Origin of the sequence: Streptomyces sp. NPDC001270 (assembly GCF_042896695.1) — a bacterium.
Taxonomy (GTDB): Bacteria; Actinomycetota; Actinomycetes; order Streptomycetales; family Streptomycetaceae; genus Streptomyces.
Window position 1 is genome coordinate 16,959 of sequence record NZ_JBIAXM010000004.1, and the last position, 24,579, is coordinate 41,537.

The following is a 24,579-nucleotide window of genomic DNA, read 5'->3' on the forward strand; positions in this document are numbered from 1 at the left end:
CCGTGACTGCCGTCACTTCAGCGGGAGTTACTCCGCCTCGCGGAACTGCTCCTCGCTCAGCCCCCGGCGCCAGTAGCCGACGAAGGTGACGCGCCGGCGGTCGATCCCGCGCTCGCCGACGAAGTGCCGGCGCAACTCCTTCACCTGGCCCGACTCGCCCGCGATCCAGACGTAGGGGTGCTCCGCCGACGGCAGCCGGGCGGCCCGCAGCGCATCGACGGCGGCGGGCGAGCCCTCGTCGCGGACGAGCCAGGTGATCTCCGCGTCCGCCTCGGTCGGCACGTCCTGCACGTCACCGGCGTGCGGCACCTCGAACCAGGCGCGGACGCGCAGACCGGCCGGCAGGGACTCCAGCACGGACGTGGCGGCCGGTACGGCGGTCTCGTCGCCCCACAGCACGACCAGATCCGTGTCCTCGGGCGGGCGGAAGCGGATCGCCCGGTTGTCGGCGACCACCGGGCCGAGCACCAGCACCCGGTCTCCGGGCCGCGCGGCGGCGGCCCAGCGGGAGGCGGGGCCCGCGGGGGACGACGGCCGTTCACCCGCCTGAGCGCCGCCGGGAGCGGCGGAGCCGTCGGACGTGACGCCGTGCAGGGCGAAGTCGATGTCGATCTCGGTGGTACGGCCCAGCGCGTCGCGGCGCAGCGCGCGCAGCGTGTAGGAGCGCATCACCGCCCGGACGTCGTCCGGCAGCGCGCGCCAGGCCGGCCACCAGTCGTCGCCGAGGTCCAGCGGGACGACCGGGTCGCGCCGGCCCGGCCGCGGCAGGAACAGCGACAGGGACTGGTCCCGTCCGTCGGACCTGAAGTCCGCCAGGCCGGGTCCGGCGAAGCCGACCCGGACGAGCGACGGCCCGAGCCGCCTCGTCCGTACGACCTGGAGGGGGAAGAAGCGGTACGGGGCGGCTACGGCCGTTGTCATCAGGGCTCCTGGGGCGTCGCGCGGGAGGGCGGCCGGCCTGCGGGGCGCCCGGAACCGTGCGGTCCGCCGCGCGCTTCCGAGGACGCTTCCGCGGACTCCGTGGCCCTCCCGACGGCGGGCATCAGCTGACCTTCTTCGCCTTCTCGATGGCCTCCGCGAGGTCGTCGAGCAGCGGGACGCACTTGTCGTAGGACAGGATCGGCTCAGGGTTGCGGGCGATGACCTGGCCCGCCTTGACCGCCGGGAGCTGCTTCCAGGTGGCCTCGGTGATGTCGGCGGGCTGGATGGCGGAGGAGCGGTTGTCCATCATGATGACGTCCGCGGCGTACTTGTCGACGTTCTCCCAGCTGAGCGACTCGAACCAGCCGCCGGGCTTCGCCTTCTCCGGGGGCTCGACGAAGTTCACGCCGAGGGCCTTGAAGTACTCCAGGTCGATCGAGAGGTTGGTGCCGGAGACGTAGAACAGGTCCTGGCTCGCGGAGGCGGCCATCACCTTGATGCCGGGCTTGGCCTTGGCGGCGGCGCGCAGCCGGGCGGCCGCGTCCTCGAAACGCTTCTTGGCCTCGGTGACCTTGCTCGACGAGGTGTCCGCGCCCAGCGACCCGGCCAGCGCGAGCATGCGCTGCAACGGCTCGGTGAGCTGGCGGTCGTAGACGGAGATGCCCACGGTGGGGGCGCCGACGGCCTCGATCTTGTCCTTCGACTCCTCCGGGACGTACCAGAGCGTGCCCTTGTCGTCGAACAGGGTGGAGATGAGCACGTCGGGGCCGAGCGAGGCGTACTTCTCGATGTTGAACTGGCCCCACGCGTTGCCGAGGACGGTCACCTTCCCGACGTCCAGGTCGCCGGCCTGGACGTCGGCCTTGCCGTCCTTGGCCGTGGTCGGGCCGAAGACGCCCTTGCACTGGACGCCGTAGTCGTAGAGCGCGGCGGCGACCCCGACGAACGCGACGATGTTCGACGGGACCTTGTCGGCCCTGACGGTCTCTCCGCGGTCGTCCTTGAAGGTCCAGGGACCGGCCGCGGCCGCCGCCCCGCCGCCCGACCCGCCGCTCTTTTTGTCGCCGTCGCCGCAGGCCGCGAGCGCGGCACCGAGTCCGAGGGCGCCGCCGGTGGCGAGCAGTCCACGGCGGGAGAGGCGGGCGGGTCTGGCGTTGGACATGGGTGTGCTCTGCTTTCGGGCTGGGGGTCACGGGACCGAGGTCGAGATTAGGTTAGCCTAACCTCAGACTCTGCCCAAGGGGGCAGGCATGGGAACGGCCCCCTCCGTGGTGCCCGCGAAAGGGGCCGCTTGTCCTGCACAGCCCTGACCCGATTCGGCTGCCATGGGTTCGCACGTCAGGCGGTGCGGGCGCCTCGCCGGGGCGCTGGTCGGGGTGCCGACCGGGGGCAGTCCCTCACTCGCCTGTTCCGCCGGTAAGCCGCTCGTACAGCTCGGCTTGACCGGCCACCTGCGCGTGCAACTCGGACCACGTTGCCGCAGCGACCGTGCGGCACAGCGGCAGAGCGGTCCTGCCGTACTCCGCCTTGAGGGCATCCACGGGATACGGAGAAGTCGCATACCAATGCGCCGCGTCGGTGCCGTCCGGCTGTGAGGAGAACGAAGTCCATCCCTCCGGCAAGAGCGGGCGCCCGTTCTTGAGCTGCCGCGTCCGGGTCACCGCGCCGCCTCCTTCGGGACACAGCCCGAGTGCCAGTAAGCCGCGATGGGAGAGGTGTCCCGGCGGGCGAGCATTCCCCGGCGGCAGACCTCAAGGCTCCTGATCGGCTTCAGGCACGAGGGGCATGTCTCGCCCTTGGGTGCGTACGTCATGTACTCCCACTGCCCGGCGTCGGTGTCCGCTCTGGTCATCGGCTGAACCCCGATCGCCTGCGGCGACGGAGGATTCTGGTTGTATGGGTCACGTCATCAACCCCTTACTGGTTGGTGGCCATGCCCCCGGGCCGGTCGCACGGTCGCGGGGGACTGCTGACGGTCAGTCGATGAGTGACCGTATGGCCCCTGGGAAGGGGGTAGGGGCACACTTTGTGCCCCCTGCATCAGGACGCCAACACGCCGATCTTCACCGCCAGTTCACTCGCCCGCCGACGCTGAGCTGGATTCTTCGAACCGGTCTCCTCCAAAACGATGCGCCGGGCATAGCCGTTGTAACGGATGGTTTCCGGCGCGGCTTCATACGCCTTATCGAGGGTGGCAAGGGCAGCTTCGGTTTGTCCGTCGAGCTGATATCCGCGTGCCTCTTCGATGCGATGCCGGGCACGCCGGGGACGGGAGGGGATTGCGGTGGTGTCCGCAGCAGCGGCCTGCCGAACGCTTTCGGCCCCCGCATGTAGTTCGACTGCGATCGTGACTGCGTGCGCGCCTATGACAGCTTTCGAGAACGAGGTCATGGGGTGGTAATAATCGGCAGGCAAGCGATCGGCCATGGCCCGTGCGGTGTCCCAGTATCGCCAGGCAGTCCCCGCGTCGCCCCGACGAGCGGCCGTGTAACCAGCTTCGAACTGGAGAGCTCCGGCAATAGCGAGTACGTCATCATCCGCGTCGGCCAAGAGGGGTTCCAGGTACCGGAGCGTTTCGAGATTTACCGCGTCAGCCGCTTCGAAATGACCTGGCCCGCTGTCTCGGTGAGCTTGTGCAGCCAGCCATGCCGCAACACCGAGAGCATGCGGGTCTTCAGATTCCTGCGCGGAGATCATCCCCCGCTCTACGACACGCCACAACAGCGATGCGTCCGGCTGGTAGGCGATAAAGAACTGGCTCAGGCTGTAGACCTGGGACAGGATCGTCTGCGCCGTTCGCCTCTCGGCGGCTGAATCGGATTGCAGTACTGCGAGTTGTGCATCGCGAATAAGGTCAGGCAAGAGAGCCCCGATGACATCCCGGTGATTCGGTGCGGAATGGCGGGCGCTCCAAGCGCGGGCAAGACGTTGCCGCAGATGTGTCTGAGGTGGCACCTCTCGCTGCGTTGTCAGAGGAAAGCTGTTGATTGCTGCGCGCACCTGGGGAAGACGGGCATGACCGGGACCGGTGAACAACTGGACGGCCATTGACTGATCACCGGTGAGGTCGGAAAGGTCTCGGACCCTCAAAGCTTCTGCGATGCGCAAAACCACCGGAAGCTTTGGCATGTGGAGGCGCCCGCCCTCGACCTGCTTGACCCAACTCGGCGACTTCCCGAGCAGGCCGGCAAGGACACCACGGCTCATGCCGCGACGAGTTCGCAGGATCTGCATGCGCTGGCCAAAGGCAACCGGCTCAGTGAACGGGTCCGAGGTAGCATCTGGCGACACGGCGTTGCCCCTCTCTGTACAGCTCGTCACTGTCAGGGTACGCGGGCACTACTGGATTCTGTCGTGCTCGGCATCGAACGGCATGCGGCCTCGTTGTCGGGGAGTCACGATCAGTCCCAAGTTCCTGGACGGGGGGATGCTCTCGTGAGTGATCAGCAGGACAAGCCGTTCCTCCAGATCGTGGTCTGCGCGGCCGGGGTCGCAGCCGACGTCGGTCGGCTGATCACCGCGGCACAGGAGCGGCACTGGGACGTCGGCGTCGTCGCCACTCCGCAAGGGCTCGGTTTCCTTGACACGGAGGTGGTCGAGGCCCAGATCGGCCGTCCCATCCGTTCGGCCTGGCGGTCGCCGGGTGAACCGCGCCCGACTCGGCCTGCGGATGCGATCGCGGTCGCCCCTGCGAGCTTCAACACGGTCAACAAATGGGCCGCCGGGATCTCCGACAATCTCGCGCTGGGTGTCCTGTGCGAAGCGCCCGCCATGGGGATTCCGGTTGCTGTGCTGCCGTATCTGAACTCCGCCCAGGCCGCCCATCCCGCCTACCGCCAGAGTCTGGAGCGGCTGCGCGAGATGGGCGTCCTGATCGGCTCGTACGAGCCGCACCGGCCGAAGGCCGGCGGCAGGGCCGACCGCTACCGCTGGGAGGAAGTGCTGGAGTTGCTGGCCCCCAAGCTGTCCGCGCGGTCGTGATCAGCGCCGCCCTGGTCGTCGGGTCGGCCGCCGTGGTCGCGCGGTCCGGGGTACCGGAACGGCGTCTTCCGTCGCCCGATCCCTGGCGGTGGAGTCAGCCCGCCAGCCCCAGCTCCCGCGCGATCAGCATCCGCTGCACCTCGCTGGTGCCCTCGCCGATCTCCAGGATCTTGGAGTCGCGCCACATCCGGGCCACCGGGTACTCGTTCATGAAGCCGTAGCCGCCGTGGATCTGGGTGGCGTCCCGGGCGTTGTCCACGGCGATCGTCGACGAGTACAGCTTGGCCAGCGCCGCCTCCTTCTTGAACGGCTCGCCCGCCACCAGCCGGGAAGCCGCGTCCCGCCAGGCGAGCCGGGCGGTGTGGGCCTTCATCTCCATGTCGGCGATCTTGAACTGGACGGCCTGGTTGGCGCCGATCGGCCGCCCGAACGCGTGCCGCTCCTTGGCGTACTTCACCGACTCGTCCACACAGCCCTGGGCGAGGCCGGTGGCCAGCGCCGCGATGGCGATCCGGCCCTCGTCGAGGATCCGCAGGAACTGCGCGTAGCCGCGGCCCTGCTCGCCGAGCAGGTTGGCCGCCGGGACCCGGACGTCCGCGAAGGACAGCTCACGGGTGTCCGAGGCGTTCCAGCCGACCTTCGAGTACGGCGGCGCGACCGTGAAGCCCGGGGTGCCGGACGGCACGACGATCGCGGAGATCAGCGGCTTGCCGTCCGGCTTGCGGCCGGTCACCGCGGTCACCGTCACCAGACCCGTGATGTCCGTACCGGAGTTGGTGATGAAGCACTTCGTGCCGTTGATCACCCATTCCCCGGTGTCCGCGTCCAGCCGGGCCGTCGTCCGGGTCGCGCCCGCGTCCGAGCCGCCGTCCGGCTCGGTGAGCCCGAACGCGCCCAGGATCTCGCCCGAACACAGCCGCGGCAGCCACGCGCGCTTCTGCTCCTCGGTCCCGAACAGGTGGACCGGCATCGCGCCCAGCGAGACCCCGGCCTCCAGCGTGATGGCCACGGACGAGTCCACCCGGGCCAGTTCCTCCAGGGCCAGGCCGAGCGCCAGGTAGTCGCCGCCCATGCCGCCGTACTCCTCGGGGAACGGCAGCCCGAACAGGCCCATGCGGCCCATCTCGCGGACGATCTCGTACGGGAACTCGTGCCGCTCGTAGTAGTCGCCGATCTTCGGTGCCACGACGTCGTGCGCGAACTCCTCCACCGTGCGGCGGAGTTCCTCCAGCTCGGGGGTGAGACGGTGGTCCATGCTGATCACTGCTCCTTGTGGGAGAGGGCTGCTCACTGCTCCTTGTGGGAGAGGGCGCGGACGGTGCGGGACGGGCTCGGCCGCCCCAGGTGTTCGGCCATCCACACGCTGGTGGCGGTGAGCCGGCCGAGGTCGACCCCGGTCTCGATGCCGAGGCCCTGGAGCATCCACACCAGGTCCTCGGTGGCGAGGTTGCCGGTGGCGGACCTGGCGTACGGGCAGCCGCCGAGGCCGCCGGCGGAGGCGTCGACGGTCGTCACGCCGTGTTCCAGCGCCGCATAGGTGTTGGCGAGCGCCTGGCCGTAGGTGTCGTGGAAGTGCACGCCGATGGCGTTCGTCGGCACGCCCTCCTCGTTGAGCGCGGCGAGGAGTTCCAGGACGTGGCCCGGGGTCGCGACGCCGATCGTGTCGCCCAGGCTCAGCTCGTCGCAGCCCATGTCCCGCAGCGCCCGGCACACCCGGACGACCTGGTGGAGGGGGACCGCGCCCTCCCACGGGTCGCCGAAGCACATCGAGACGTAGCCGCGCACGTGCACGCCCTCGTCCTTCGCGTGCCGCACCACCGGGTCGAACACCGCGAGGGAGTCGTCCAGCGTGCGGTTGAGGTTGGCCTTCGCGAAGGACTCGGTGGCGCTGGCGAACACCGCGATCCGGCGGGCGCCGAGCGCCAGCGCGCGGTCCAGGCCGCGCCGGTTGGGCACCAGCACCGGGAGCGCGACCTCGGTCAGGTCGCGGAGCAGCGGGAACAGCTGCTCCGCGTCGGCCAGTTGGGGCACCCACTCGGGGCGCACGAAGCTCGTCGCCTCGACAGTGGTCAGGCCGGCGTCGGCGAGCCGGTGGACGAACTCGGCCTTGACCGCGGTCGGCACGGCCGACTTCTCGTTCTGCAGCCCGTCGCGCGGGCCGACCTCGTGGATCCGCACCCGCTGGGGCAGATCCTGCGCGGGTACCACCATCGGGAGTCCCGGTGCGGTCATTGCTCCGCCTCCTCGTGCGGTGCGACGACGGCCAGCACCTGGTCCATGGCGACCGTGCTGCCGGGCCGTACGTCCAGTTCGGTGACGGTGCCCGGGTGCGGGGCGGAGATGACGTGCTCCATCTTCATCGCCTCCACCACCAGCAGGCTCTGGCCCGCGGTCACCTCGTCGCCGACGGCGACCTTCACCACGGTGACCGTGCCCGGCATGGGCGCGGTGAGCGAGTCGGCGCCGGTGTGCGCGCCCCGGGTCAGCGACGCGGCCACCGGATCGTGGTCGCGCACCTCCCAGGCGTCGCCGTCCCGGCCCAGCCGGCTGCCGTCCGGCAGCGCGGCGAAGGTGTGCACCACACCGTCGAGCCGCACGGTGAACCGGTCCTCGCCCCGCTCCGCCCGCGGCGGCGGGCCCGCCTCCGCCCGCAGCGGCGTCGCGGCCCCCTCCGGCAGCACCTCCGTCCCGCCGTCCGGGGTGCGGCGCACGCGCACGGCGACCGGTTCGTGCCCCGGCACCCGCAGATGGTGCACCGCCCAGGCCCGTTCGCCGCCCAGCCGCCAGCCGTCCGCGGCGGCGAACGGGTCCGCCCAGCCGCCCGGCCCGGTCCCGGGGGCGCCGGAACCACCCGGGGCCGGCGCGGCCTGGCGCAGCAGCGCCGCCGCCGCGTAGACCTCCGCCGGCACCTCGTCCGGCGCCAGGTCGCCCACCACCCGCTCGACCAGCCCCGTGTCCAGCTCGCCCGCCACGACCGCCGGATGGGCCAGCAGCCGGCGCAGGAACCCGGCGTTGACCGGCACGCCCAGCACGACCGTCTCCGCCAGGGCCGCCCGCAGCCTGCGCAGCGCGGTGGCCCGGTCCGGGCCGTACGCGATCACCTTGGACAGCATCGGGTCGTAGCGGCTGCCGACCTCGGTGCCCTCGCTGAGCCCCGAGTCGGTGCGCACACCGGACAGTCCGCCGGCCCGCGGCGCCAGCGGGGACTCCCACGCGCCCCCCGGTTCCCGCAGCCGCAGCACGGTGCCGCCCGACGGCAGGAACCCGCGTGCCGGGTCCTCCGCGCAGATCCGGGCCTCGATCGCGTGCCCGGTCAGCCGGACCTCCTCCTGCGCGAGCGGCAGCCGCTCGCCCGCCGCGACCCGCAGCTGCCACTCCACCAGGTCGAGCCCGGTGACCAGCTCGGTGACCGGGTGCTCCACCTGGAGCCGGGTGTTCATCTCCATGAAGTAGTACGACGCGGGGTCGCCGCCCGGCACGATGAACTCCACCGTGCCCGCGCCCCGGTAGCCGCAGGAGCGGGCCGCCTGCACGGCCGCCGCGCCCATCGCGGCCCGGGTCCCCTCGTCGAGGAGCACGCTCGGCGCCTCCTCGACGACCTTCTGGTGCCGGCGTTGCAGCGAGCACTCGCGCTCGCCGAGATGGATCACGTTGCCGTGCTCGTCGGCCAGGACCTGGATCTCGATGTGCCGGGGCCGCTCGATCCAGCGTTCCACCAGCAGCGTGTCGTCGCCGAAGGAGGCGCGGGCCGCACGCCGGGCGGCGGCGATCTCCTCCGCGAGCGCGTCCGCCTCGCGCACCAGGCGCATGCCCTTGCCGCCGCCGCCCGCCGAGGGCTTCAGCAGCACCGGCAGCCCGATCCGGCGGGCGGCCTCGGCCAGTTCGGCGTCGCCGAGCCCGCTTCCGGTGGAGCCGGGGACGACCGGCACCCCGGCCGCCCGCACCGTCTCCTTGGCGCGGATCTTGTCCCCCATGAGGGCGATGGCGTCCGCGGGCGGCCCGATGAACACCAGTCCCGCCTCCGCGCAGGCGCGCGCGAAGCCCGCGTTCTCCGCGAGGAAGCCGTACCCGGGGTGGACGGCCTGCGCGCCGGTGCGGGCGGCGGCGTCGAGGAGCCGCTGAACCGACAGGTAGCTGTCCGCCGCGGGCGCCGGACCGAGCCGCACCGCCGTGTCGGCCTCCCGCACGTGCCGCGCGTCGGCGTCCGCGTCGGAGAACACCGCCACCGAGCGCACGCCCAGCGCGCGCAGCGTGCGGATGACCCGTACGGCGATCTCGCCGCGGTTGGCCACCAGGACCGTGTCGAACATCGTCTGAGGCATCTTCTTGTTCCCCCTCACATCCGGAAGACGCCGAACCGCGGTTCGCCCAGCGGGGCGTTCGCGCAGGCGGTCAGGGCCAGACCCAGCACCTGCCGGGTCTCCAGCGGGTCGATCACACCGTCGTCCCAGAGCCGGGCGGTGGCGTAGTAGGCGTTGCCCTGCCGCTCGTACTGCTGCCGGATCGGGGCCTTGAAGGCTTCCTCCTCCTCGGCGGGCCAGGACTCGCCCCGGGCCTCCAGCTGGTCCCGCTTGACGGTGGCGAGGACGGAGGCGGCCTGCTCCCCGCCCATGACGGAGATCTTGGCGCCCGGCCACATCCACAGGAAGCGGGGGGAGTAGGCCCGGCCGCACATGGAGTAGTTCCCGGCGCCGTACGAACCGCCCACCACCACGGTCAGCTTGGGCACGCGCGTGCAGGCGACGGCGGTGACCATCTTGGCGCCGTGCTTGGCGATGCCACCCGCCTCGTAGTCCCTGCCGACCATGAAGCCGGAGATGTTCTGGAGGAACACCAGCGGGATCCCGCGCTGGTCGCACAGCTCGATGAAGTGGGCGCCCTTCTGGGCCGACTCGGAGAACAGGATGCCGTTGTTGGCGACGATCCCCACCGGGTGGCCGTGGATCCGGGCGAAGCCGGTGACCAGGGTCTGCCCGAACTCCGCCTTGAACTCGGCGAACCGCGAACCGTCGACCACGCGCGCGATGATCTCGCGGACGTCGTAGGGGGTGCGGGGGTCGACCGGCACCGCGCCGTACAGCCCGTACGGGTCCACCTTCGGCTCCACGGCCGGCCGCACGTCCCAGGGCAGCGGACCGCGCGCGGGGAGCGTGGCGGCGATGGTGCGGACGATCCGCAGGGCGTGCGCGTCGTCCTCGGCGAGGTGGTCGGTGACGCCGGAGATCCTGGAGTGCACCTCTCCGCCGCCCAGCTCCTCCGCCGTGACCACCTCCCCGGTGGCGGCCTTCACCAGCGGGGGACCGCCGAGGAAGATCGTCCCCTGGCCCCGGACGATCACGGCCTCGTCGCTCATCGCCGGGACGTAGGCGCCGCCCGCGGTGCACGACCCGAGGACGGCGGCGATCTGCGGGATTCCCGCCGCCGACATCCGCGCCTGGTTGTAGAAGATCCGGCCGAAGTGCTCGCGGTCGGGGAACACCTCGTCCTGCATCGGCAGGAAGGCGCCGCCGGAGTCGACGAGGTAGACGCAGGGCAGCCGGTTCTCCAGCGCGACCTCCTGCGCCCGCAGGTGCTTCTTCACCGTCATCGGGTAGTACGTGCCGCCCTTGACGGTGGCGTCGTTCGCGACGATCACGCACTCCCGCCCGCTGACCCGGCCGATCCCGGCGATGACACCGGCGGCCGGTGCCTGCCCGTCGTACATCCCGTCGGCGGCGAGGGGGGCCAGTTCCAGGAAGGGCGAGCCGGGGTCGAGAAGCGTGTCGACCCGGTCCCGCGGCAGCAGCTTGCCGCGCGCGGTGTGCCGGGCGCGGGCCCGCTCGCCGCCGCCGAGCCGGGCCGCGGCCAGCTTGCCGCGCAACTCCTCGACGAGCGCGCGGTGCGCCTCCTCGTTGGCCTGCCAGGCCGCCGACGCGGGGTCCTCCGCGCTCGTCAGCTCCGGTGCCTGATCCATCCTGCGATCCCCTCATCCTGTTAATGAGCGTTAACGCACTCCCTTCAGGTTAACGACCGCTAACCGCCCTGTCTACAATTGCCGGCATGGTCACCAGAACCGGCGCCGCCACCCGCCGCGAGCAGATCCTCAAGGAGGCCGCCCGGCTGTTCGCCGAGCGCGGCTTCCACGGCGTCGGGGTGGACGAGATAGGTGCCGCGGTCGGCATCAGCGGACCGGGGCTGTACCGGCACTTCAGCGGCAAGGACGCGATGCTCGCGGAGCTGCTGGTCGGGATCAGCGGGCAGCTGCTGACCGGCGGGCGGCGGCGGGTGTCCGAGGCGTCCGGGAACGCGGACGCGCTGCTGGACTCCCTGATCGAGGGCCACATCGACTTCGCCCTGGACGACCGCCCCCTGATCACCCTCCACGACCGCGAACTCGACCGTCTGCGCGAGTCCGACCGCAAGCTCGTCCGCCAGTTCCAGCGGCAGTACGTCGAGCTGTGGGTGGAGGTCGTGCGCGAGGTCTACCCGGGGCTGTCCGAGCCGTCGGCCCGCTCGGCCGTCCACTCGGTCTTCGGCCTCCTGAACTCCACACCGCATCTCGGCCGCGCGGGCACCCTCCCAGGCCGCGGCGCCACGGCGCAGCTGCTGCACCGGATGGCCCGGGGGGCGTTCGCCGCGGCGGGGACGGCGGACTGACGGACTGGGCGGGCGGGGGAAGGGCTCGCTATGCGGGGCCGGCATGCGGCGCGCGACGCCCGGCGGTCCCCGCTGTCGCGCGTGACGAGGGTTACGGGTGTTCGCCTCTGGACGGCCTCCCTACCGGCCGGTACGGTGGTGAGCAAGCGCTTAGCCGTGTGGGGTGCGCGCGGGCCGTACCCGTCGGTCGGAGAACCCCGGCGGCGAGCAGTCACATCCGCGAGTGCGGCGCCGGTTTTGGCGCGGAGAGGGGCCGACGGTGCGCCGTACGGTGTTCAACGAGGATCACGAGGCGTTCCGGGAGACCCTTCGCGCCTTCATCGAGGCCGAGGTCGTGCCGGTGTACGACGAGTGGTTCGCCGCCGGCCAGGCCCCGCGCGAGTTCTACCTCAAGCTCGCCGAACTGGGCCTGTTCGGCATCAACGTCCCGGAGGAGTTCGGCGGCGCGGGCTTCGAGACCCACAAGTTCGAGGCGATCCAGTACGAGGAGACCGCCCGCGCCGGCGTGGCCTTCGGCGGCTCCGGCGTGCACACGCTGCTCGGCCTGCCGTACATCAAGATGCTCGCGGGCGACGAGCAGAAGAAGCGCTACCTGCCGAAGTTCGTCACCGGCGAGGAGATGTGGGCCATCGCGATGACCGAGCCGGGCACCGGCTCCGATCTCGCGGGCATGAAGACCACCGCCAAGCTCTCCGCGGACGGCACGCACTACGTCCTCAACGGCGCCAAGACCTTCATCACCGGCGGCGTCCACGCCGACCGCGTCATCGTCTGCGCCCGCACCGCCGCGCCCACCGCCGACGACCGCCGCTTCGGCATCTCCCTGTTCGCCGTGGACACCAAGGCCAAGGGCTACTCCGTCGGGCGCAAGCTGGACAAGCTCGGCCTGCGCACCTCCGACACCGCCGAGCTGGCCTTCGTCGACGTCCAGGTCCCCGCCGAGGACCTGCTCGGCGAGGAGAACAAGGGCTTCTCCTACCTGGGCGCCAACCTGCCCTCCGAGCGCTGGGGCATCGCCTTCGGTGCGTACGCGCAGGCCAAGGCCGCCGTCCGGTTCGCCAAGCAGTACGTCCAGGAGCGGACCGTCTTCGGCAAGCCGGTCGCCCACTTCCAGAACACCAAGTTCGAGCTGGCCGCCTGCCAGGCCGAGGTGGACGCCGCCGAGGCGGTCGCCGACCGCGCCCTGGAGGCGCTGGACGCGGGCGAGCTGACCCCGGCCGAGGCCGCGAGCGCCAAGCTGTTCTGCACCGAGGTCGCGCACCGCGTCATCGACCGCTGCCTCCAGCTGCACGGCGGCTACGGCTACATGAACGAGTACCCGATCGCCCGCCTGTACGCGGACAACAGGGTCAACCGCATCTACGGTGGCACCAGCGAGATCATGAAGTCGATCATCGCTAAGGACATGGGTCTCTGAGGGCCGGAGCCAGCGCCGTACGGCGGGTGCGGCGGGTGCGGTGCGCAGGCCGGCAGGGCCGACCCCCGGCCGTGACCCCGGTACCGGCGCCCGCCGACGGCCGCCGCCCGAGGTGCGACGGTGGCGGACGCCGACCCGATACGGACAACGGCGCGATGTGCGGCTCCCCGGCGGGGCCGCACACCGCGGTGTGACCGGACGCCGGTCCGTCAGTCACCCTCGCCCAGGCCCGCCGCGGCCAGCAGATAGGCCGTCATCGGGTCGTAATGGCGCGGGCTGACGACGTGGTCGTCGAGCGGCACCGCCACCTGGAGCGTGCCCTCCGACTCGGCGAGGAACAGGGCCGGATCGTTGCAGTCGGCGTACCCGACGGAGTCGATGCCGTGCTGTGCCGCGTACCCGGCCCAGCCGTGGTCGGCGACGACCAGGTCGGGCAGCGGGCGCTCCGCGTGCTCAAGTCCCGTCAGGATCGCCCGCATCGGCTCACCGGAGTGGGTGTGCCAGAGCGTGGCCCCGTGCTCCAGGACGGCCACGTCCGCGAACTGCATGACGTACCCCTCGTCCGTCCGCAGCCCGTCCGGAATCACCACGATCTCGCAGCCGGCGGCGCGCAGCGCGGCGGCCGTGGCCCGGTGCACGTCGAGCAGGCCGCCCGGGTGGCCCGTCGCGAACAGCACCCGCTGCCCGCCGTCCGCCGCCTTGCGCAGCCGCAGGGCCAGCCGGTCCAGGGCGTCGACCGTCAGCTCGGGGTCGATGGTGTCCTGTCCGTACCGGTACTCGGCGTCGTCGTTGACGCCGACCCGCTCCGCCATCACCGCGAGCACGTCCTGCTCGTCCTGCCAGCGGTCGCCCAGCTCCAGTCCGAGCCAGAAGTTGCGGTCGCCGTTCGACAGCTTGCGGTAGTGGGAGAGGTTGTTCTCGCGGGGAGTGGCGACGTCACCCGCGATACGGGTGCGCACGAGGTGGTCGACTAGCTCGGCACGGCTGGGTGTCCCGGGTATCGGCATGCCCCCCATTGTGGGGCAGCGGGCGGTGCGGTTCCCCCTGCGTACCGCACGCTGGGACGCGGGTCACTCACAGGTGCTCCGGGTGCTTCAGCGCGAACCAGAGTTCCATGCGGACGTCGGGGTCGTCGAGGTCGGTGCCGAGAAGGGAGGCGCACCGGCCGATCCGCTGCCGCACCGTGTTGCGGTGCACGGCCAGCGCGACCGCGGTGCGGTCCCAACTGCCGTGCAGGGACAGCCAGGTGCGCAGGGTCTCGGCGAGCGCGGGCCGGCCGGTGAGCGGCGCCAGCAGCGCGCGGGCGAACCCCTCCGCCGCGTCCGGCGCGACCAGCCCGTCCAGTCCGGGGCGGCCGGCGTGGTCGGCGTGGCGGACCAGCGCGCCGCGGGTGGCGCGGGCCCGGGCCAGGGCGCGGGCCGCCTGGGCGTCGGCGGACGGCCACTCCGACGGGGTGGCGGGGGCGCTGACCCCGAGGGTCCAGCCGGGTTGCGGGGCGGGTTCGCGGCCGACCGGCACGAGCACCCGTACGACGTCACCGGCGAGGTCGACCAGCGTCGAGCCCAGCGCCGCGCCCAGCGCGGCCGCGGCGGCCGCGTCCGGGACCCGGGCCTGCGGACGGGCGTGTGCCCGGGCGGCGTGCACGACCGTCCACCGTCCCGCACCCAGCAGCGGTGCCACGTCGTCCGGTGCGGCGCCGAGCAGCAGCCGGACGAGCGCCGAGGAACGCGCCGCCCCGGCGCCGCCGCGGTGCTCCGCGGTGAGCAGGGACAGCAGGACGGCGGCCACGGAGGCGATGGTGTGGTCCCCGGCCTCCCGCCGCGGGGCGGCGACCGCGAGCACGAAGCCCTGCCCGTTCCCGAGGGCGTAGGCGGCGAGATGGGTGCCGCCCAGGGTGTCGGCGGCGGTGGCGGGACCGGGACGGGCGGGCCCTGGGCGGACCGGGTGTGCTCCGGTGTTCGTGTGCGCTCCGGCTTCCGCGTGGGTTTCGGTGCCCGTGGGTGCTTCGGTGCCCGCGTGTGTTCCGGTGTGCGCGGGTGCTTCGGCGGCCACGTGCGTTCCGGTGCCCGTGGGTGCTTCGGTCTCCGCGTGTGTTCCGGTGTGCGCGGGTGCTTCGGCGGCCACGTGCGTTCCGGTGCCCGTGGGCGCTTCGGTCTCCGTGGGTGCTCCGGTGTCCGCGGGTTCGGTGGCGTCGTCGCGTCCGGCGGCGGTGTCGCGGGTCCGGTCGGCGGGCTCAGGGTCCGCGGCGGCCGGGGCGGCGGGCGCGGGCGAGTGGCCCGGCCCGGGGACCCGGGCGCTCGGCCCCGGACCGGGCCGTGCGGGGTCCGAGGCCGGGCGGGCGGCGGTGGCGAGCGGCCGTACGACCTGGGTCAGCCGGTCCAGGGCCGGGCGCACGCCGTCCTCGGCGGCCCGGCCCGCGGCGGCCACCTCCGTGCCGTCGGGGCCGTACAGGACCGCACGGCCGCCCAGGTGCCGGGCCAGCCTGCGCAGCACCGCGGGGACGGGGTCGGGGCGGGCGGCGGCGGACGCGAGGCTCCGCTGGGCCTCCGTGACCCGGCGGAGTTCGGCCAGCCTGGCCTGGGCCATCAGTTGCCAGACCGCCCGCGCCACGGCCGAGAAGGTCGTCCGCGGCGGGACCTCGACGAGCGGCAGGCCGGCGGTCTCGCAGGCCGCGACCAGGGCCCGCGGGACCGTGTCGTGGACCGGGGCGACACCGAAGCCCAGGGCCGCGCCGCCCGCCGCCACGATCCGGGCGACGTAGTCGGCGAAGTAGCCGGCGAGGCGGTCCGCCGCAGCCGACTGCCCCCGGCCGGCGGCACCGCGGTCCGGGTCCGCCGCCGCGGGGACGTGCACGCCCGCGGTCAGCAGCAGCTCGCCGCCGAGCAGGTACGGGTACGGGTCGGACATCTCCGAGGTGTGCGCCCAGTGGACGACGACCCCGGGACCCGACGGGCCGGCGATCTGCCGCAGGGCCAGGTCCTCCCGGGCCAGCAGCGCCGTCAGCGGTACCGGTGGGGTGGGCGGGACGGGTGGTGCGGCTGGTGCCGGCGTGTCCGGCATGGTGTGCGTTCCTTCCATCCGGCCTCGCGCGAATGGATGAAACGTACACTTCGCAGTTGCTTTCCGGCCACCTAATGTCGGTCCGGACCGGCAGCCGCGGGTACGGGCGGATGTCCCCGCGATCCGCTGCCGGCGTCCCCGTTCCCCGGCAGCCCCACGTCCGGGAGGACCGGACCGTCTCTGCCCGACGCGTCCCTGCACGACACGCCCCCGACCGTGCGCGAAGGAGAGCCCCCACATGGCCGTCGACTACACCGTGATCGTCGTCTATCTCGTCGGCATGCTGGCCATGGGCTGGTGGGGCATGCGCCGCGCCAGGTCGAAGAGCGAGTTCCTGGTGGCCGGCCGCCGCCTCGGGCCCGCGATGTACTCCGGCACCATGGCGGCCATCGTCCTCGGCGGCGCCTCCACCATCGGCGGCGTGGGCCTCGGCTACAAGTACGGCCTGTCCGGCGCCTGGATGGTCTTCACCATCGGGCTCGGCCTGCTCGCGCTGAGCGTGTTCTTCTCCGCCCGCATCGCCCGCCTGAAGGTCTACACCGTCTCCGAGATGCTCGACCTGCGCTACGGCGGCCGGGCCGGCGTCGTCACGGGCGTGGTCATGTGGGCGTACACGCTGATGCTCGCGGTGACGTCGACCATCGCGTACGCCACCATCTTCGACGTCCTCTTCGACCTGAACCGCACCGTCGCGATCGTCATCGGCGGCACGATCGTGGTCGCCTACTCCACCCTCGGCGGCATGTGGTCCATCACGCTCACCGACATGGTGCAGTTCGTGGTGAAGACGGTCGGTGTGCTGCTGCTCCTGCTGCCCGTCGCGGTCGTGAAGGCGGGCGGCTTCGCCGAGATGAAGGCCCAGTTGCCCACCGCCTACTTCGACCCGCTGGGCATCGGCGGCGAGACGATCTTCACCTACGTCCTGATCTACACCTTCGGCATGCTCATCGGGCAGGACATCTGGCAGCGCGTCTTCACCGCCCGCAGCGACCGGACCGCCAGGTGGGGCGGCACGGTGGCGGGCACCTACTGCCTCGTCTACGCCCTCGCGGGAGCCGTCATCGGCACCGCGGCCAAGGTGCTCTACCCCAGGCTGGGCAGCCCGGACGACGCCTTCGCCACCATCGTCAAGGACGAACTCCCGATCGGCGTGCGCGGGCTGGTGCTGGCCGCCGCGCTGGCCGCCGTGATGTCCACCTCCTCCGGCGCGCTGATCGCCTGCGCCACCGTCGCCAACAACGACATCTGGTCCCGGCTGCGGGGCGTGCTGCGCCCCCAGGAGGTACGCCGCCACACGGACCCGCGGGACCCGCGGGACCCGCGGGACCCGCGGGACGCGCGGGACGCCCGGGATACGGACGTACCGGGCGGGGAGACACCGCTCGGGGACGCGCCGGGCGGGGAGGCGTCGGGCGGGGACGCGCGCGACGAGGTCACCGGCAACCGCGCGTTCATCCTGATCATGGGCGTCGGCGTGATCGCCACGGCCATCGCGCTCAACGACGTCGTCGAGGCCCTGACCGTCGCCTACAACCTGCTCGTCGGCGGGCTGCTCGTCCCCGTCCTCGGCGGACTGCTGTGGAAGCGCGGCACCGTACAGGGCGCCCTCGCCTCGGTGCTGGTCGGCGGCCTCGCGGTCATCGGCCTGATGGCCTCCTTCGGCATCCTCGCCAACGAACCCGTCTCCTACGGCCTGCTGTCCTCCCTCGCCGTCTACGTCGTCGTCTCGCTGCTGACGAAGCCGACCGACGCCGCCGTCCTGGCCGCCTGGCGCGAACGCCTCGCCGGACGGACCCCCGAACTCCCCTCCGAACCCGCACCCGCCCACCACTAGAGTCGTCCGGAAGCAGTACATGCGCGAACAAGCGCAAGAAAGAAGGCATTTCACCATGAGCGGCACCGAGACGCCCCGCGGCCCCGTCGACTCCTCCCGCATCCCGCGCTACGCCGGCCCCGCGACCTTCGCCCGGCTGCCCCGCCTGGACGAGGTCCCCGCCGCCGACGTCGCCGTCGTGGGCGTGCCGTTCGACTCCGGTGTCTCGTACCGGCCGGGCGCCCGGTTCGGCGGCAACGCCATCCGTGAGGCGTCCCGGCTGCTGCGCCCCTACAACCCGGCCCAGGACGCCTCGCCCTTCGCGCTCGCCCAGGTCGCGGACGCCGGCGACATCGCCGTGAACCCGTTCCACATCGGCGAGGCGGTGGCGACCGTCGAGGCGGCGGCCGACGAACTGCTCGGCACCGGCGCCCGGCTCGTCACCCTCGGCGGCGACCACACCATCGCGCTGCCGCTGCTGCGCTCGGTCGCCAGGCGGCACGGCCCGGTCGCGCTGCTCCACTTCGACGCCCACCTGGACACCTGGGACACCTACTTCGGCGCCGAGTACACCCACGGCACCCCGTTCCGGCGGGCCGTCGAGGAGGGCATCCTCGACACGTCGGCCCTCTCCCACGTCGGCATCCGCGGCCCGCTCTACGGCAAGCAGGACCTCAGCGACGACCAGAAGATGGGCTTCGGCATCGTCACCTCCGCGGACGTCTACCGGCGCGGCGCCGACGAGGTCGCCGACCAGCTGCGGCAGCGCATCGGCGACCGGCCGCTGTACGTCTCCATCGACATCGACTGCCTCGACCCGGCCCACGCGCCCGGCACCGGCACCCCCGAGGCGGGCGGCCTGACCTCCCGCGAACTGCTGGAGATCCTGCGCGGCCTGGCGTCCTGCAACCTGGTGTCGGCGGACGTCGTCGAGGTGGCGCCCGCCTACGACCACGCCGAGATCACCGCCGTCGCCGCCGCCCACACGGCGTACGAGCTGACCACCCTGATGACCCGCAGGATCGCGGCGGACCGCACCGCGTGACCCCGGCCCTCCCGTACCCCCCGCACCCCTCCGAGGAGACCGAGCCCCAGTGACGCACGACGACGACCTGGTACTCCGCCCGACCCCCGCGCAGACGGCGGCGGCCCTCGCCCCTCCTCCCGGCCGCAACGGCGGAGACCTGGTCGTGGAGACCCTGGCCGGGCTCGGCGCGACCACCGTGTTCGGCCTGCCCGGCCAGCACGCCCTCGGTGTCTTCGACGCGCTGCGCCGCTCCGGCCTGCGCTACATCGGCCTGCGGGTGGAGAACAACGCCGGCTTCGCGGCGGACGCGTACGGCCGGATCACCGGCGAGGCCGCGCCGCTGCTGCTGTCGACGGGGCCGGGCGCGCTGACCTCGCTGGCCGCGCTCCAGGAGGCGGCGGCGGCCTCGGCCCCCGTCCTCGCCGTCAGCAGCCAGATCCCGACGACCGGGCTGGGCGGCGGGCGCCACGGCTATCTGCACGAACTGCCGGACCAGGCGGCCTCGTTCCGCGGTGTGGTGAAGTCGGTCCACACCGTCCGCGCCCAGTCCCAGATCCCGTCCGCCCTCGCCGCCGCCTGGAAGTCGGCGCTGACCGTCCCGCACGGTCCGGTGTGGGTGGAGATCCCCGAGGACGTGCTCCTGGCGGAGACGGCCCTGCCGGTCGTGACGGCGATGGACGCGACCCCGGACGAACTGCCGCCGCGCCCCGAACTGACCGCCCTGGCCGCCGACCTGCTCTCACGCGCCGCCCGGCCGGCGATCATCGCGGGCGGGGGAGTGGTCCGGGCGGACGCGTCCGGCAAACTGCTGCGGCTGGCCGAACGGCTGGCCGCACCGGTCGTGACGACCTACGGCGGCAAGGGCGCGTTCCCGTGGGAGCATCCGCTGTCCCTCCGGTCCTGGCTGGAGGACCGGCACACCACGGAGTTCCTGGCGGACGCGGACGTCCTGCTGGTGGTCGGCTCGGGGCTCGGCGAACTGTCGTCCAACTACCACACGTTCGCGCCGCGCGGCCGGGTGATCCAGATCGAGGCCGACCTCGGCAAGCTGGAGTCCAACCACCCCGCCCTGGGCATCCACGCGGACGCCCGGCTCGCCCTCCAGGCACTGCTGGAGACGGTGGACGAGCGCACGGACGAGACGGCACCGGAACGGGCACGCACCCTGCTCGCCAAGGTCGCCGACCGCATCGCCGCCCAGGAACTCACCCTGGAACAGGAGGTGCTGGCGTCGGTCCGGCGGGCCCTGCCGCCCGGTGCGCCGTCCTTCTGGGACATGACGATCCTGGCCTACTGGGCCTGGTCGGCCTTCGACGCCCAGGCCCCGAACGCCATGCACTCGGCGCAGGGCTCCGGCGGGCTCGGCTACGGCTTCCCGGCGGCGCTCGGCGCGGCCGTCGCCGACCCGACCCGCCCGGTGCTGGCGGTGTCGGGCGACGGCGGCGCGCTGTACTCGATCGCCGAGCTGGCGACGGCCCGCCAGTACGACCTGAACGTCACCTGGCTGATCGTCGACGACGGTGGTTACGGGATTCTGCGCGAGTACATGACGGACGCGTTCGGCCGGGCCACGGCGACGGAGCTGACCCGCCCCGACTACGTGGCGCTGGCCGCGTCCTTCGGGGTCCCGGGGGTGCGGACCACTCCCGGGGACCTGGCGGACGCGCTGGCGGACGCGCTGGCGTCACCGGGCCCGTCGGTGGTCGTGCTGCCCGCGGTACTGCGGATGTTCGCGCCGACGCACCTCGGCTGACGACGTCGACGCGCCTCGGCTGACGCCGACGGGCCGGTGGCCGACGACGCCGGTGGGCCGGTGGCCGGCGTCGTGGGTCAGCAGGCGCCCGGGCCCACGCCGTCGATACGGCCGCCGAAGTCACCTAGGTACTTCGAGCGCCAGTCACCGTTGTACACGTTCCGCTTCTCGACCGGCGACCAGTTGACGAAGCAGGCGCGGGCGCTCGCGACGAAGGAGCCGACGTGGTCGTGCAGGCTGGGCGGCATGTCGCGGTAGCCACTGCGGGACGTCCACTCCCAGTAGGAACCGCCGAAGCCCTCGCTGCTCCAGAAACACACCGATCCGTCGGGACAGGACGGGGCGGCGGCCTGGGCGGAGGCGGCCTGGGCGGGCGTGACCAGGGCCGTCAGCGCGAGGGCGGCGGCGACGGACCACGAACGAAGCTTCATGTAGCTCTCCGTAAAGGCGAGTTGGGGCGCCTCGGCGAAGGGGCCTAGGCGCCTCCATGCTCCGGTCCGGGCACCGGGACACGCCCGGGTGCAAGATCGGCGTCACTGGTGTGAGCGAATTAGTCGTTCAAGCACAACAGGAGGGGAGTCGGGGGCCGTTCGTCGCGGGCGGGGTCAGGTCACGTCCGAGGGGTCCAGCCGGTAGACCGTCGACGTGCCCGACGACTTCGACGCGCCCGACGGGTCGGACGCGGCCGACGACGAGCCGGATGCCGAAGACGAGCCGGACGTGTCAGACGTGCCGGACGACTTCGACGAGCCGTACGCGCTCTCCGGTACCGCCGTGCCGTGCTGCTGCACCCACTGGGTGACCTCGGTGCTCAGGCTGCTGCCCCCGCTCAGGCCGCCGCCCATGCCACCGCCGCCGAGCTGGACGTAGTGCAGTTCGCCCTTCGTCACCAGCTCCTTGAGCCTGTCGAGCGTCATCGCCTTGTCGGTGCCGGTCCAGCCCCACATGGAGATGACCGGCCGGCCGCTGCTCACGATGAGCTGGGACGCGGTCTGTGAACTGGCCACCGCGAGCAGCCAGGTGGCGCCGTCCTGGTGTTTCTCCAGGTACGAGATCAGCCCGGGGTCGGTGCCGCCCCGGCCGCCCATGCCGCCGAAACCGCCCGCACCCCCGCCGGCCGCGCCGTTCGGCGGCTCGCCGCCCGCCTGCGCGCCGCCTCCGCCGGGGAAACCGCCGCCCGGCAGCTCGCCGCCGCCCGTGCCAGCGCCGCCGGCCGCGCCGCCCTCGCCGCGGCCCGGGAAGTCCCCGCCAGGGAAACCCCCGCCCGGGGAGCCGGTGCCCGCCTCGGCGTTCGCTCCGCCCTGCCGGGGCAGCTCCGCGTTCCCCGGATCCCCGCTGCCGCCGCCTCCGTTGCCGCCGGGTCCGCCCCGGCCGCCGCCACCGGGTCCGCCGCCCTGTCCGCCGCCGAAACGACCGCCCGTGGCGGGTCCCGCCGTCGGGTTCGTACCGCCCATGCCGCCGCCCGAGCCGGTGGGCACCGACCAGGCGTACGCGGCCGGGCCCGCCACCGCCGCGACCACCGCCGCGGCTACGGAGGCCGCCAGCAGCCGTACCCGCCTGCCGTCGCGGAAGACGAACAGGCCCACGATCCCCGCCGCCATGAGCACGCCGACCGTCGGCCACAGCCAGGTCTGCCAGCCGGTCGCCCGGCGCAGCAGCACGATCGCCCAGATCCCGGTCAGCGCGAGGGACGCGGGCAGCACCCAGGCCCAGCGCCGGTCGGCGCGGAACGCCCGCAGCAGCATCGTTCCGCCGCCCGCGCACAGTGCCGCGATGCCGGGCGCGAGGGCGGTCGTGTAGTACGGGTGCATGGTGCCCTCGGCCATGCTGAAGGTCACGAAGTGCAGCACGGTCCAGCCGCCCCACAGCACCAGCGCGGCGCGGGTCAGGTCGGTGCGCGGGGCGCGTCCGCACAGCAGCAGACCGGCGCAGAGGGCGACCGCGGAGAACGGCAACAGCCAGGAGATCTGGCCGCCGAGGATGTCGTTGAACATCCGGCCGAGCCCCGCGGCGCCGGAGAAGCCGCCCCCGCCACCGCCACCGCCGCCCATGTTGTCGTCGCCGCCGAAGACCCGGCCGAGGCCGTTGTAGCCCATGATCAGGTTCCAGGCGGTGCCGTCCGTGGAGCCGCCGATGTACGGCCGTTCGGACGCGGGGACCAGGGAGACCGCCACCGCCCACCAGAGACTGGAGACGGCCAGCACCACGGCCGCCAGCGCCAGGTTGGCCAGCCGCTTCACCAACGCGGGCCGGGCCGCGTGGAGGTAGACCGCGAAGACGGCGGGCAGGGCGATGCAACCCTGGAGCATCTTCGTGTTGAACGCGAGGCCGAAGCAGACCGCCGAGCCCAGCAGCGGCAGCAGCCTGCCGCCCGCGACCGCGCGCAGCGCCAGCGCCGCGCCGCCGACCATCAGCAGGAGCAGCAGGGTGTCGGGGTTGTTGTCGCGGTTGATGGCGACGGTGATCGGGGTCAGCGCCAGGACCAGCGCGGCCACGGTGGCCGCCGCGTGGCCCCACACCCGCCGCACGCAGGAGTGCAGGATCCAGATCGTCGCCAGCGCGGCCACGATCATCGGCGCCATCATCTGCCAGGTGCCGTAGCCGAGGACGCGGCAGGACAGGCCCATGACCATGAGCGCGAGGGGCGGTTTGTCGACGGTGAGGAAGTTGCCCGCGTCCAGCGAGCCGAAGAACCAGGACTTCCAGCTCTCCGTGCCGCTCAGCACGGCCGCGCTGTAGAAGCTGTTGAGGCCGGACGCGGAGAGGTTCCAGGAGTAGAGCACCGCCGCCAGGATCATGATCGCGATCAGTGCGGGGAGCGACCAGCGGGGCCGCGCCGCCCGGGGCACCGCGTGCCGGTGGGCCGGGGGCCGGTCAGAGGTGACGGTCGGGTGGGGGAGTGGATCGGTGGCTGAGGTCACCGGCGCATCGTGCACAGCGGGGGTGGGCGGACGCTGTGCCCCGCCTTGCCTCTTCCTGTGAAAGGTCACAGGACGCCGAAGGGGCGACGCGTGAAGGCTTTCGCTCTTTTGTCACCGGTGGGCCCACCCGTGCAACCTTTCGGGTGAATCCGTGAGTCAACAGGTACATGACTTACTGGATACCCAGCCGCGCCACGGTGCGGGCCGCCGGCGTCGGTGCCGCGCTGCTCCTCCCGGGCATCGTCGCCGCCGCGCCGGCCGCCGCCGCGGCCACGCCCACGGTCAGCTGTACGTCGGCCAAGGCGGGCCTCGCCGCCAAGTTGAAGAAGGACATCACGGCGGCCGTCGCCGGCCGCAACGGCACCATCGCCGTCGGTCTCTACGACCGCACCTCCAAGACGACCTGCACCCTGCGGTCCACCACCGCCTACGACTCGGCCAGCGTGGTCAAGGTCACCGTCCTCGCCACGCTGCTGTGGGACGCGAAGAAGCACAACCGCTACCTGACCGACCGTGAGACCACCCTCACCAAGGCCATGATCACCAAGTCGGACAACGACGCGACCAGCAAGCTGTGGAAACAGCTCGGCCTGACGAAGATCAAGGGCTTCCTGTCCGCCGCGAAGATGACGCGGACCACGCCGGGCGCGAACGGCTACTGGGGCCTGACCCAGATCAACGTGACCGACGAGCAGAAGCTGCTGTCGTTGATCACCGCCAAGAACAGCGTGCTCAGCGACAACTCCCGGGCCTACATCACCAAGCTGATGGGCCAGGTCGTCTCCTCCCAGCGCTGGGGCACCCCGTACGGCGCGCCCTCCGGTGTCGCCACGCACGTCAAGAACGGCTGGCTGCAACGGTCCACGCACGGCTGGCGGGTGCACAGCGTGGGCACGTTCACCGGCGGCCGCCACAACTACATGATCACCGTGCTGACCCATGGCAACAGCACCATGAACTACGGCATCAGCACCATCCAGGGTGTCGCCAAGGCCATCCACAAGGACCTTGCCGCGGCGGGAAGTTGAGCTTTCCGTACGTGCTCCCACG

Annotated in this window: 20 protein-coding genes; 7 read left to right on the forward strand and 13 right to left on the reverse strand. The window is 72.5% G+C overall.

The window, feature by feature from the left end; genetic code table 11:
• Positions 1-27: 27 nt before the first annotated feature.
• The 5 genes from ACFY2B_RS08385 to ACFY2B_RS08405 all read right to left on the reverse strand — a co-directional run bounded on the left by ACFY2B_RS08385 (position 28) and on the right by ACFY2B_RS08405 (position 4,212).
• Positions 28-921 carry a siderophore-interacting protein gene (locus tag ACFY2B_RS08385; protein ID WP_390762365.1) on the reverse strand — a complete coding sequence of 298 codons (894 nt, stop codon included), beginning with the start codon at positions 919-921 and terminating at the stop codon, positions 28-30.
• Between the two features lie 121 nt (positions 922-1,042).
• On the reverse strand, positions 1,043-2,083 hold the full coding sequence (locus tag ACFY2B_RS08390) for an ABC transporter substrate-binding protein (RefSeq protein WP_390762366.1): 1,041 nt from the start codon (positions 2,081-2,083) through the stop codon (positions 1,043-1,045).
• 235 nt (positions 2,084-2,318) lie between these two features.
• Entirely contained in the window at positions 2,319-2,582 is a 264-nt protein-coding gene (locus ACFY2B_RS08395; RefSeq protein ID WP_390762367.1) for a hypothetical protein, read from the reverse strand.
• On the reverse strand, positions 2,579-2,773 hold the full coding sequence (locus ACFY2B_RS08400) for a hypothetical protein (protein ID WP_390762368.1): 195 nt from the start codon (positions 2,771-2,773) through the stop codon (positions 2,579-2,581). Before ACFY2B_RS08400 ends, ACFY2B_RS08395 begins: the two co-directional genes overlap by 4 nt.
• 188 nt (positions 2,774-2,961) lie before the next feature.
• Entirely contained in the window at positions 2,962-4,212 is a 1,251-nt protein-coding gene (locus ACFY2B_RS08405; protein WP_390762369.1) for a helix-turn-helix domain-containing protein, read from the reverse strand.
• A 144-nt stretch (positions 4,213-4,356) separates the two neighbouring features.
• On the opposite strand from ACFY2B_RS08405, the gene ACFY2B_RS08410 reads away from it, so the two are divergent.
• The gene (locus ACFY2B_RS08410) at positions 4,357-4,902 is read left to right on the forward strand and encodes a flavoprotein (RefSeq protein WP_390762370.1); all 546 of its coding nucleotides are present in this window, start codon (positions 4,357-4,359) and stop codon (positions 4,900-4,902) included.
• A 94-nt stretch (positions 4,903-4,996) separates the two neighbouring features.
• On the opposite strand, the gene ACFY2B_RS08415 is transcribed toward ACFY2B_RS08410, so the two are convergent.
• The 4 genes from ACFY2B_RS08415 to ACFY2B_RS08430 are packed head-to-tail and all read right to left on the reverse strand — an operon-like array spanning position 4,997 to position 10,855.
• Positions 4,997-6,157, reverse strand: coding sequence for an acyl-CoA dehydrogenase family protein (locus ACFY2B_RS08415; protein WP_390762371.1), 1,161 nt, complete (start codon positions 6,155-6,157; stop codon positions 4,997-4,999).
• 32 nt (positions 6,158-6,189) lie between these two features.
• The gene (locus tag ACFY2B_RS08420) at positions 6,190-7,134 is read right to left on the reverse strand and encodes a hydroxymethylglutaryl-CoA lyase (RefSeq protein WP_390762372.1); all 945 of its coding nucleotides are present in this window, start codon (positions 7,132-7,134) and stop codon (positions 6,190-6,192) included.
• Positions 7,131-9,212, reverse strand: coding sequence for a biotin carboxylase N-terminal domain-containing protein (locus tag ACFY2B_RS08425; protein ID WP_390762647.1), 2,082 nt, complete (start codon positions 9,210-9,212; stop codon positions 7,131-7,133). The genes ACFY2B_RS08420 and ACFY2B_RS08425 overlap by 4 nt, the downstream gene beginning before the upstream one ends.
• A gap of 26 nt (positions 9,213-9,238) precedes the next feature.
• Positions 9,239-10,855, reverse strand: coding sequence for a carboxyl transferase domain-containing protein (locus ACFY2B_RS08430; protein ID WP_390762373.1), 1,617 nt, complete (start codon positions 10,853-10,855; stop codon positions 9,239-9,241).
• 86 nt (positions 10,856-10,941) lie between these two features.
• Here ACFY2B_RS08430 and ACFY2B_RS08435 point away from each other — a divergent pair, with 86 nt between their 5' ends.
• Together ACFY2B_RS08435 and ACFY2B_RS08440 are read left to right on the forward strand one after the other, a co-directional pair.
• Positions 10,942-11,538, forward strand: coding sequence for a TetR/AcrR family transcriptional regulator (locus tag ACFY2B_RS08435; protein WP_390762374.1), 597 nt, complete (start codon positions 10,942-10,944; stop codon positions 11,536-11,538).
• 259 nt (positions 11,539-11,797) lie between these two features.
• On the forward strand, positions 11,798-12,955 hold the full coding sequence (locus ACFY2B_RS08440; protein ID WP_390762375.1) for an acyl-CoA dehydrogenase family protein: 1,158 nt from the start codon (positions 11,798-11,800) through the stop codon (positions 12,953-12,955).
• Positions 12,956-13,164: 209 nt separating this feature from the next.
• Here ACFY2B_RS08440 and ACFY2B_RS08445 read toward each other — a convergent pair whose 3' ends face one another.
• Both ACFY2B_RS08445 and ACFY2B_RS08450 read right to left on the reverse strand, forming a co-directional pair.
• Positions 13,165-13,962: a phosphatase gene (locus tag ACFY2B_RS08445; protein WP_390762376.1), complete on the reverse strand. Its 798-nt coding sequence runs from the start codon at positions 13,960-13,962 to the stop codon at positions 13,165-13,167.
• A 67-nt stretch (positions 13,963-14,029) separates the two neighbouring features.
• Entirely contained in the window at positions 14,030-16,015 is a 1,986-nt protein-coding gene (locus ACFY2B_RS08450; protein ID WP_390762377.1) for a helix-turn-helix domain-containing protein, read from the reverse strand.
• Between the two features lie 238 nt (positions 16,016-16,253).
• On the opposite strand from ACFY2B_RS08450, the gene ACFY2B_RS08455 reads away from it, so the two are divergent.
• From ACFY2B_RS08455 to ACFY2B_RS08465, 3 genes are read left to right on the forward strand one after another with little or no spacing between them, the layout of a single operon-like run.
• Positions 16,254-17,849 carry a sodium:solute symporter gene (locus ACFY2B_RS08455; protein ID WP_390762378.1) on the forward strand — a complete coding sequence of 532 codons (1,596 nt, stop codon included), beginning with the start codon at positions 16,254-16,256 and terminating at the stop codon, positions 17,847-17,849.
• Positions 17,850-17,904: 55 nt separating this feature from the next.
• Positions 17,905-18,873 (forward strand): agmatinase, encoded by a 969-nt coding sequence (gene speB, locus ACFY2B_RS08460; RefSeq protein ID WP_390762379.1) that lies wholly within the window; start codon positions 17,905-17,907, stop codon positions 18,871-18,873.
• Between the two features lie 49 nt (positions 18,874-18,922).
• Positions 18,923-20,608, forward strand: coding sequence for a thiamine pyrophosphate-binding protein (locus ACFY2B_RS08465; RefSeq protein WP_390762380.1), 1,686 nt, complete (start codon positions 18,923-18,925; stop codon positions 20,606-20,608).
• A gap of 77 nt (positions 20,609-20,685) precedes the next feature.
• Here the strand turns inward: ACFY2B_RS08465 and ACFY2B_RS08470 are convergent, their stop codons facing one another.
• Together ACFY2B_RS08470 and ACFY2B_RS08475 are read right to left on the reverse strand one after the other, a co-directional pair.
• On the reverse strand, positions 20,686-21,039 hold the full coding sequence (locus ACFY2B_RS08470; RefSeq protein ID WP_390762381.1) for a peptidase inhibitor family I36 protein: 354 nt from the start codon (positions 21,037-21,039) through the stop codon (positions 20,686-20,688).
• Between the two features lie 174 nt (positions 21,040-21,213).
• Complete coding sequence (locus ACFY2B_RS08475; RefSeq protein WP_390762382.1) at positions 21,214-23,529, reverse strand: ArnT family glycosyltransferase; 2,316 nt, start codon at positions 23,527-23,529, stop codon at positions 21,214-21,216.
• A 167-nt stretch (positions 23,530-23,696) separates the two neighbouring features.
• On the opposite strand from ACFY2B_RS08475, the gene ACFY2B_RS08480 reads away from it, so the two are divergent.
• Positions 23,697-24,557 carry a serine hydrolase gene (locus ACFY2B_RS08480; protein ID WP_390762383.1) on the forward strand — a complete coding sequence of 287 codons (861 nt, stop codon included), beginning with the start codon at positions 23,697-23,699 and terminating at the stop codon, positions 24,555-24,557.
• Positions 24,558-24,579: the final 22 nt, after the last annotated feature.

Bases quoted from the DNA above. Each gene is read 5' to 3' on its own strand.
- ACFY2B_RS08420 (WP_390762372.1), bottom strand. From the start codon at position 7,134: ATGACCGCACCGGGACTCCCGATGGTGGTACCCGCGCAGGATCTGCCC.
- ACFY2B_RS08385 (WP_390762365.1), bottom strand. From the start codon at position 921: ATGACAACGGCCGTAGCCGCCCCGTACCGCTTCTTCCCCCTCCAGGTC.
- ACFY2B_RS08415 (WP_390762371.1), bottom strand. From the start codon at position 6,157: ATGGACCACCGTCTCACCCCCGAGCTGGAGGAACTCCGCCGCACGGTG.
- ACFY2B_RS08390 (WP_390762366.1), bottom strand. From the start codon at position 2,083: ATGTCCAACGCCAGACCCGCCCGCCTCTCCCGCCGTGGACTGCTCGCC.
- ACFY2B_RS08435 (WP_390762374.1), top strand. From the start codon at position 10,942: ATGGTCACCAGAACCGGCGCCGCCACCCGCCGCGAGCAGATCCTCAAG.
- ACFY2B_RS08430 (WP_390762373.1), bottom strand. From the start codon at position 10,855: ATGGATCAGGCACCGGAGCTGACGAGCGCGGAGGACCCCGCGTCGGCG.
- ACFY2B_RS08480 (WP_390762383.1), top strand. From the start codon at position 23,697: ATGACTTACTGGATACCCAGCCGCGCCACGGTGCGGGCCGCCGGCGTC.
- ACFY2B_RS08400 (WP_390762368.1), bottom strand. From the start codon at position 2,773: ATGACCAGAGCGGACACCGACGCCGGGCAGTGGGAGTACATGACGTAC.
- ACFY2B_RS08470 (WP_390762381.1), bottom strand. From the start codon at position 21,039: ATGAAGCTTCGTTCGTGGTCCGTCGCCGCCGCCCTCGCGCTGACGGCC.
- ACFY2B_RS08455 (WP_390762378.1), top strand. From the start codon at position 16,254: ATGGCCGTCGACTACACCGTGATCGTCGTCTATCTCGTCGGCATGCTG.
- ACFY2B_RS08445 (WP_390762376.1), bottom strand. From the start codon at position 13,962: ATGCCGATACCCGGGACACCCAGCCGTGCCGAGCTAGTCGACCACCTC.
- ACFY2B_RS08450 (WP_390762377.1), bottom strand. From the start codon at position 16,015: ATGCCGGACACGCCGGCACCAGCCGCACCACCCGTCCCGCCCACCCCA.
- speB (WP_390762379.1), top strand. From the start codon at position 17,905: ATGAGCGGCACCGAGACGCCCCGCGGCCCCGTCGACTCCTCCCGCATC.
- ACFY2B_RS08425 (WP_390762647.1), bottom strand. From the start codon at position 9,212: ATGTTCGACACGGTCCTGGTGGCCAACCGCGGCGAGATCGCCGTACGG.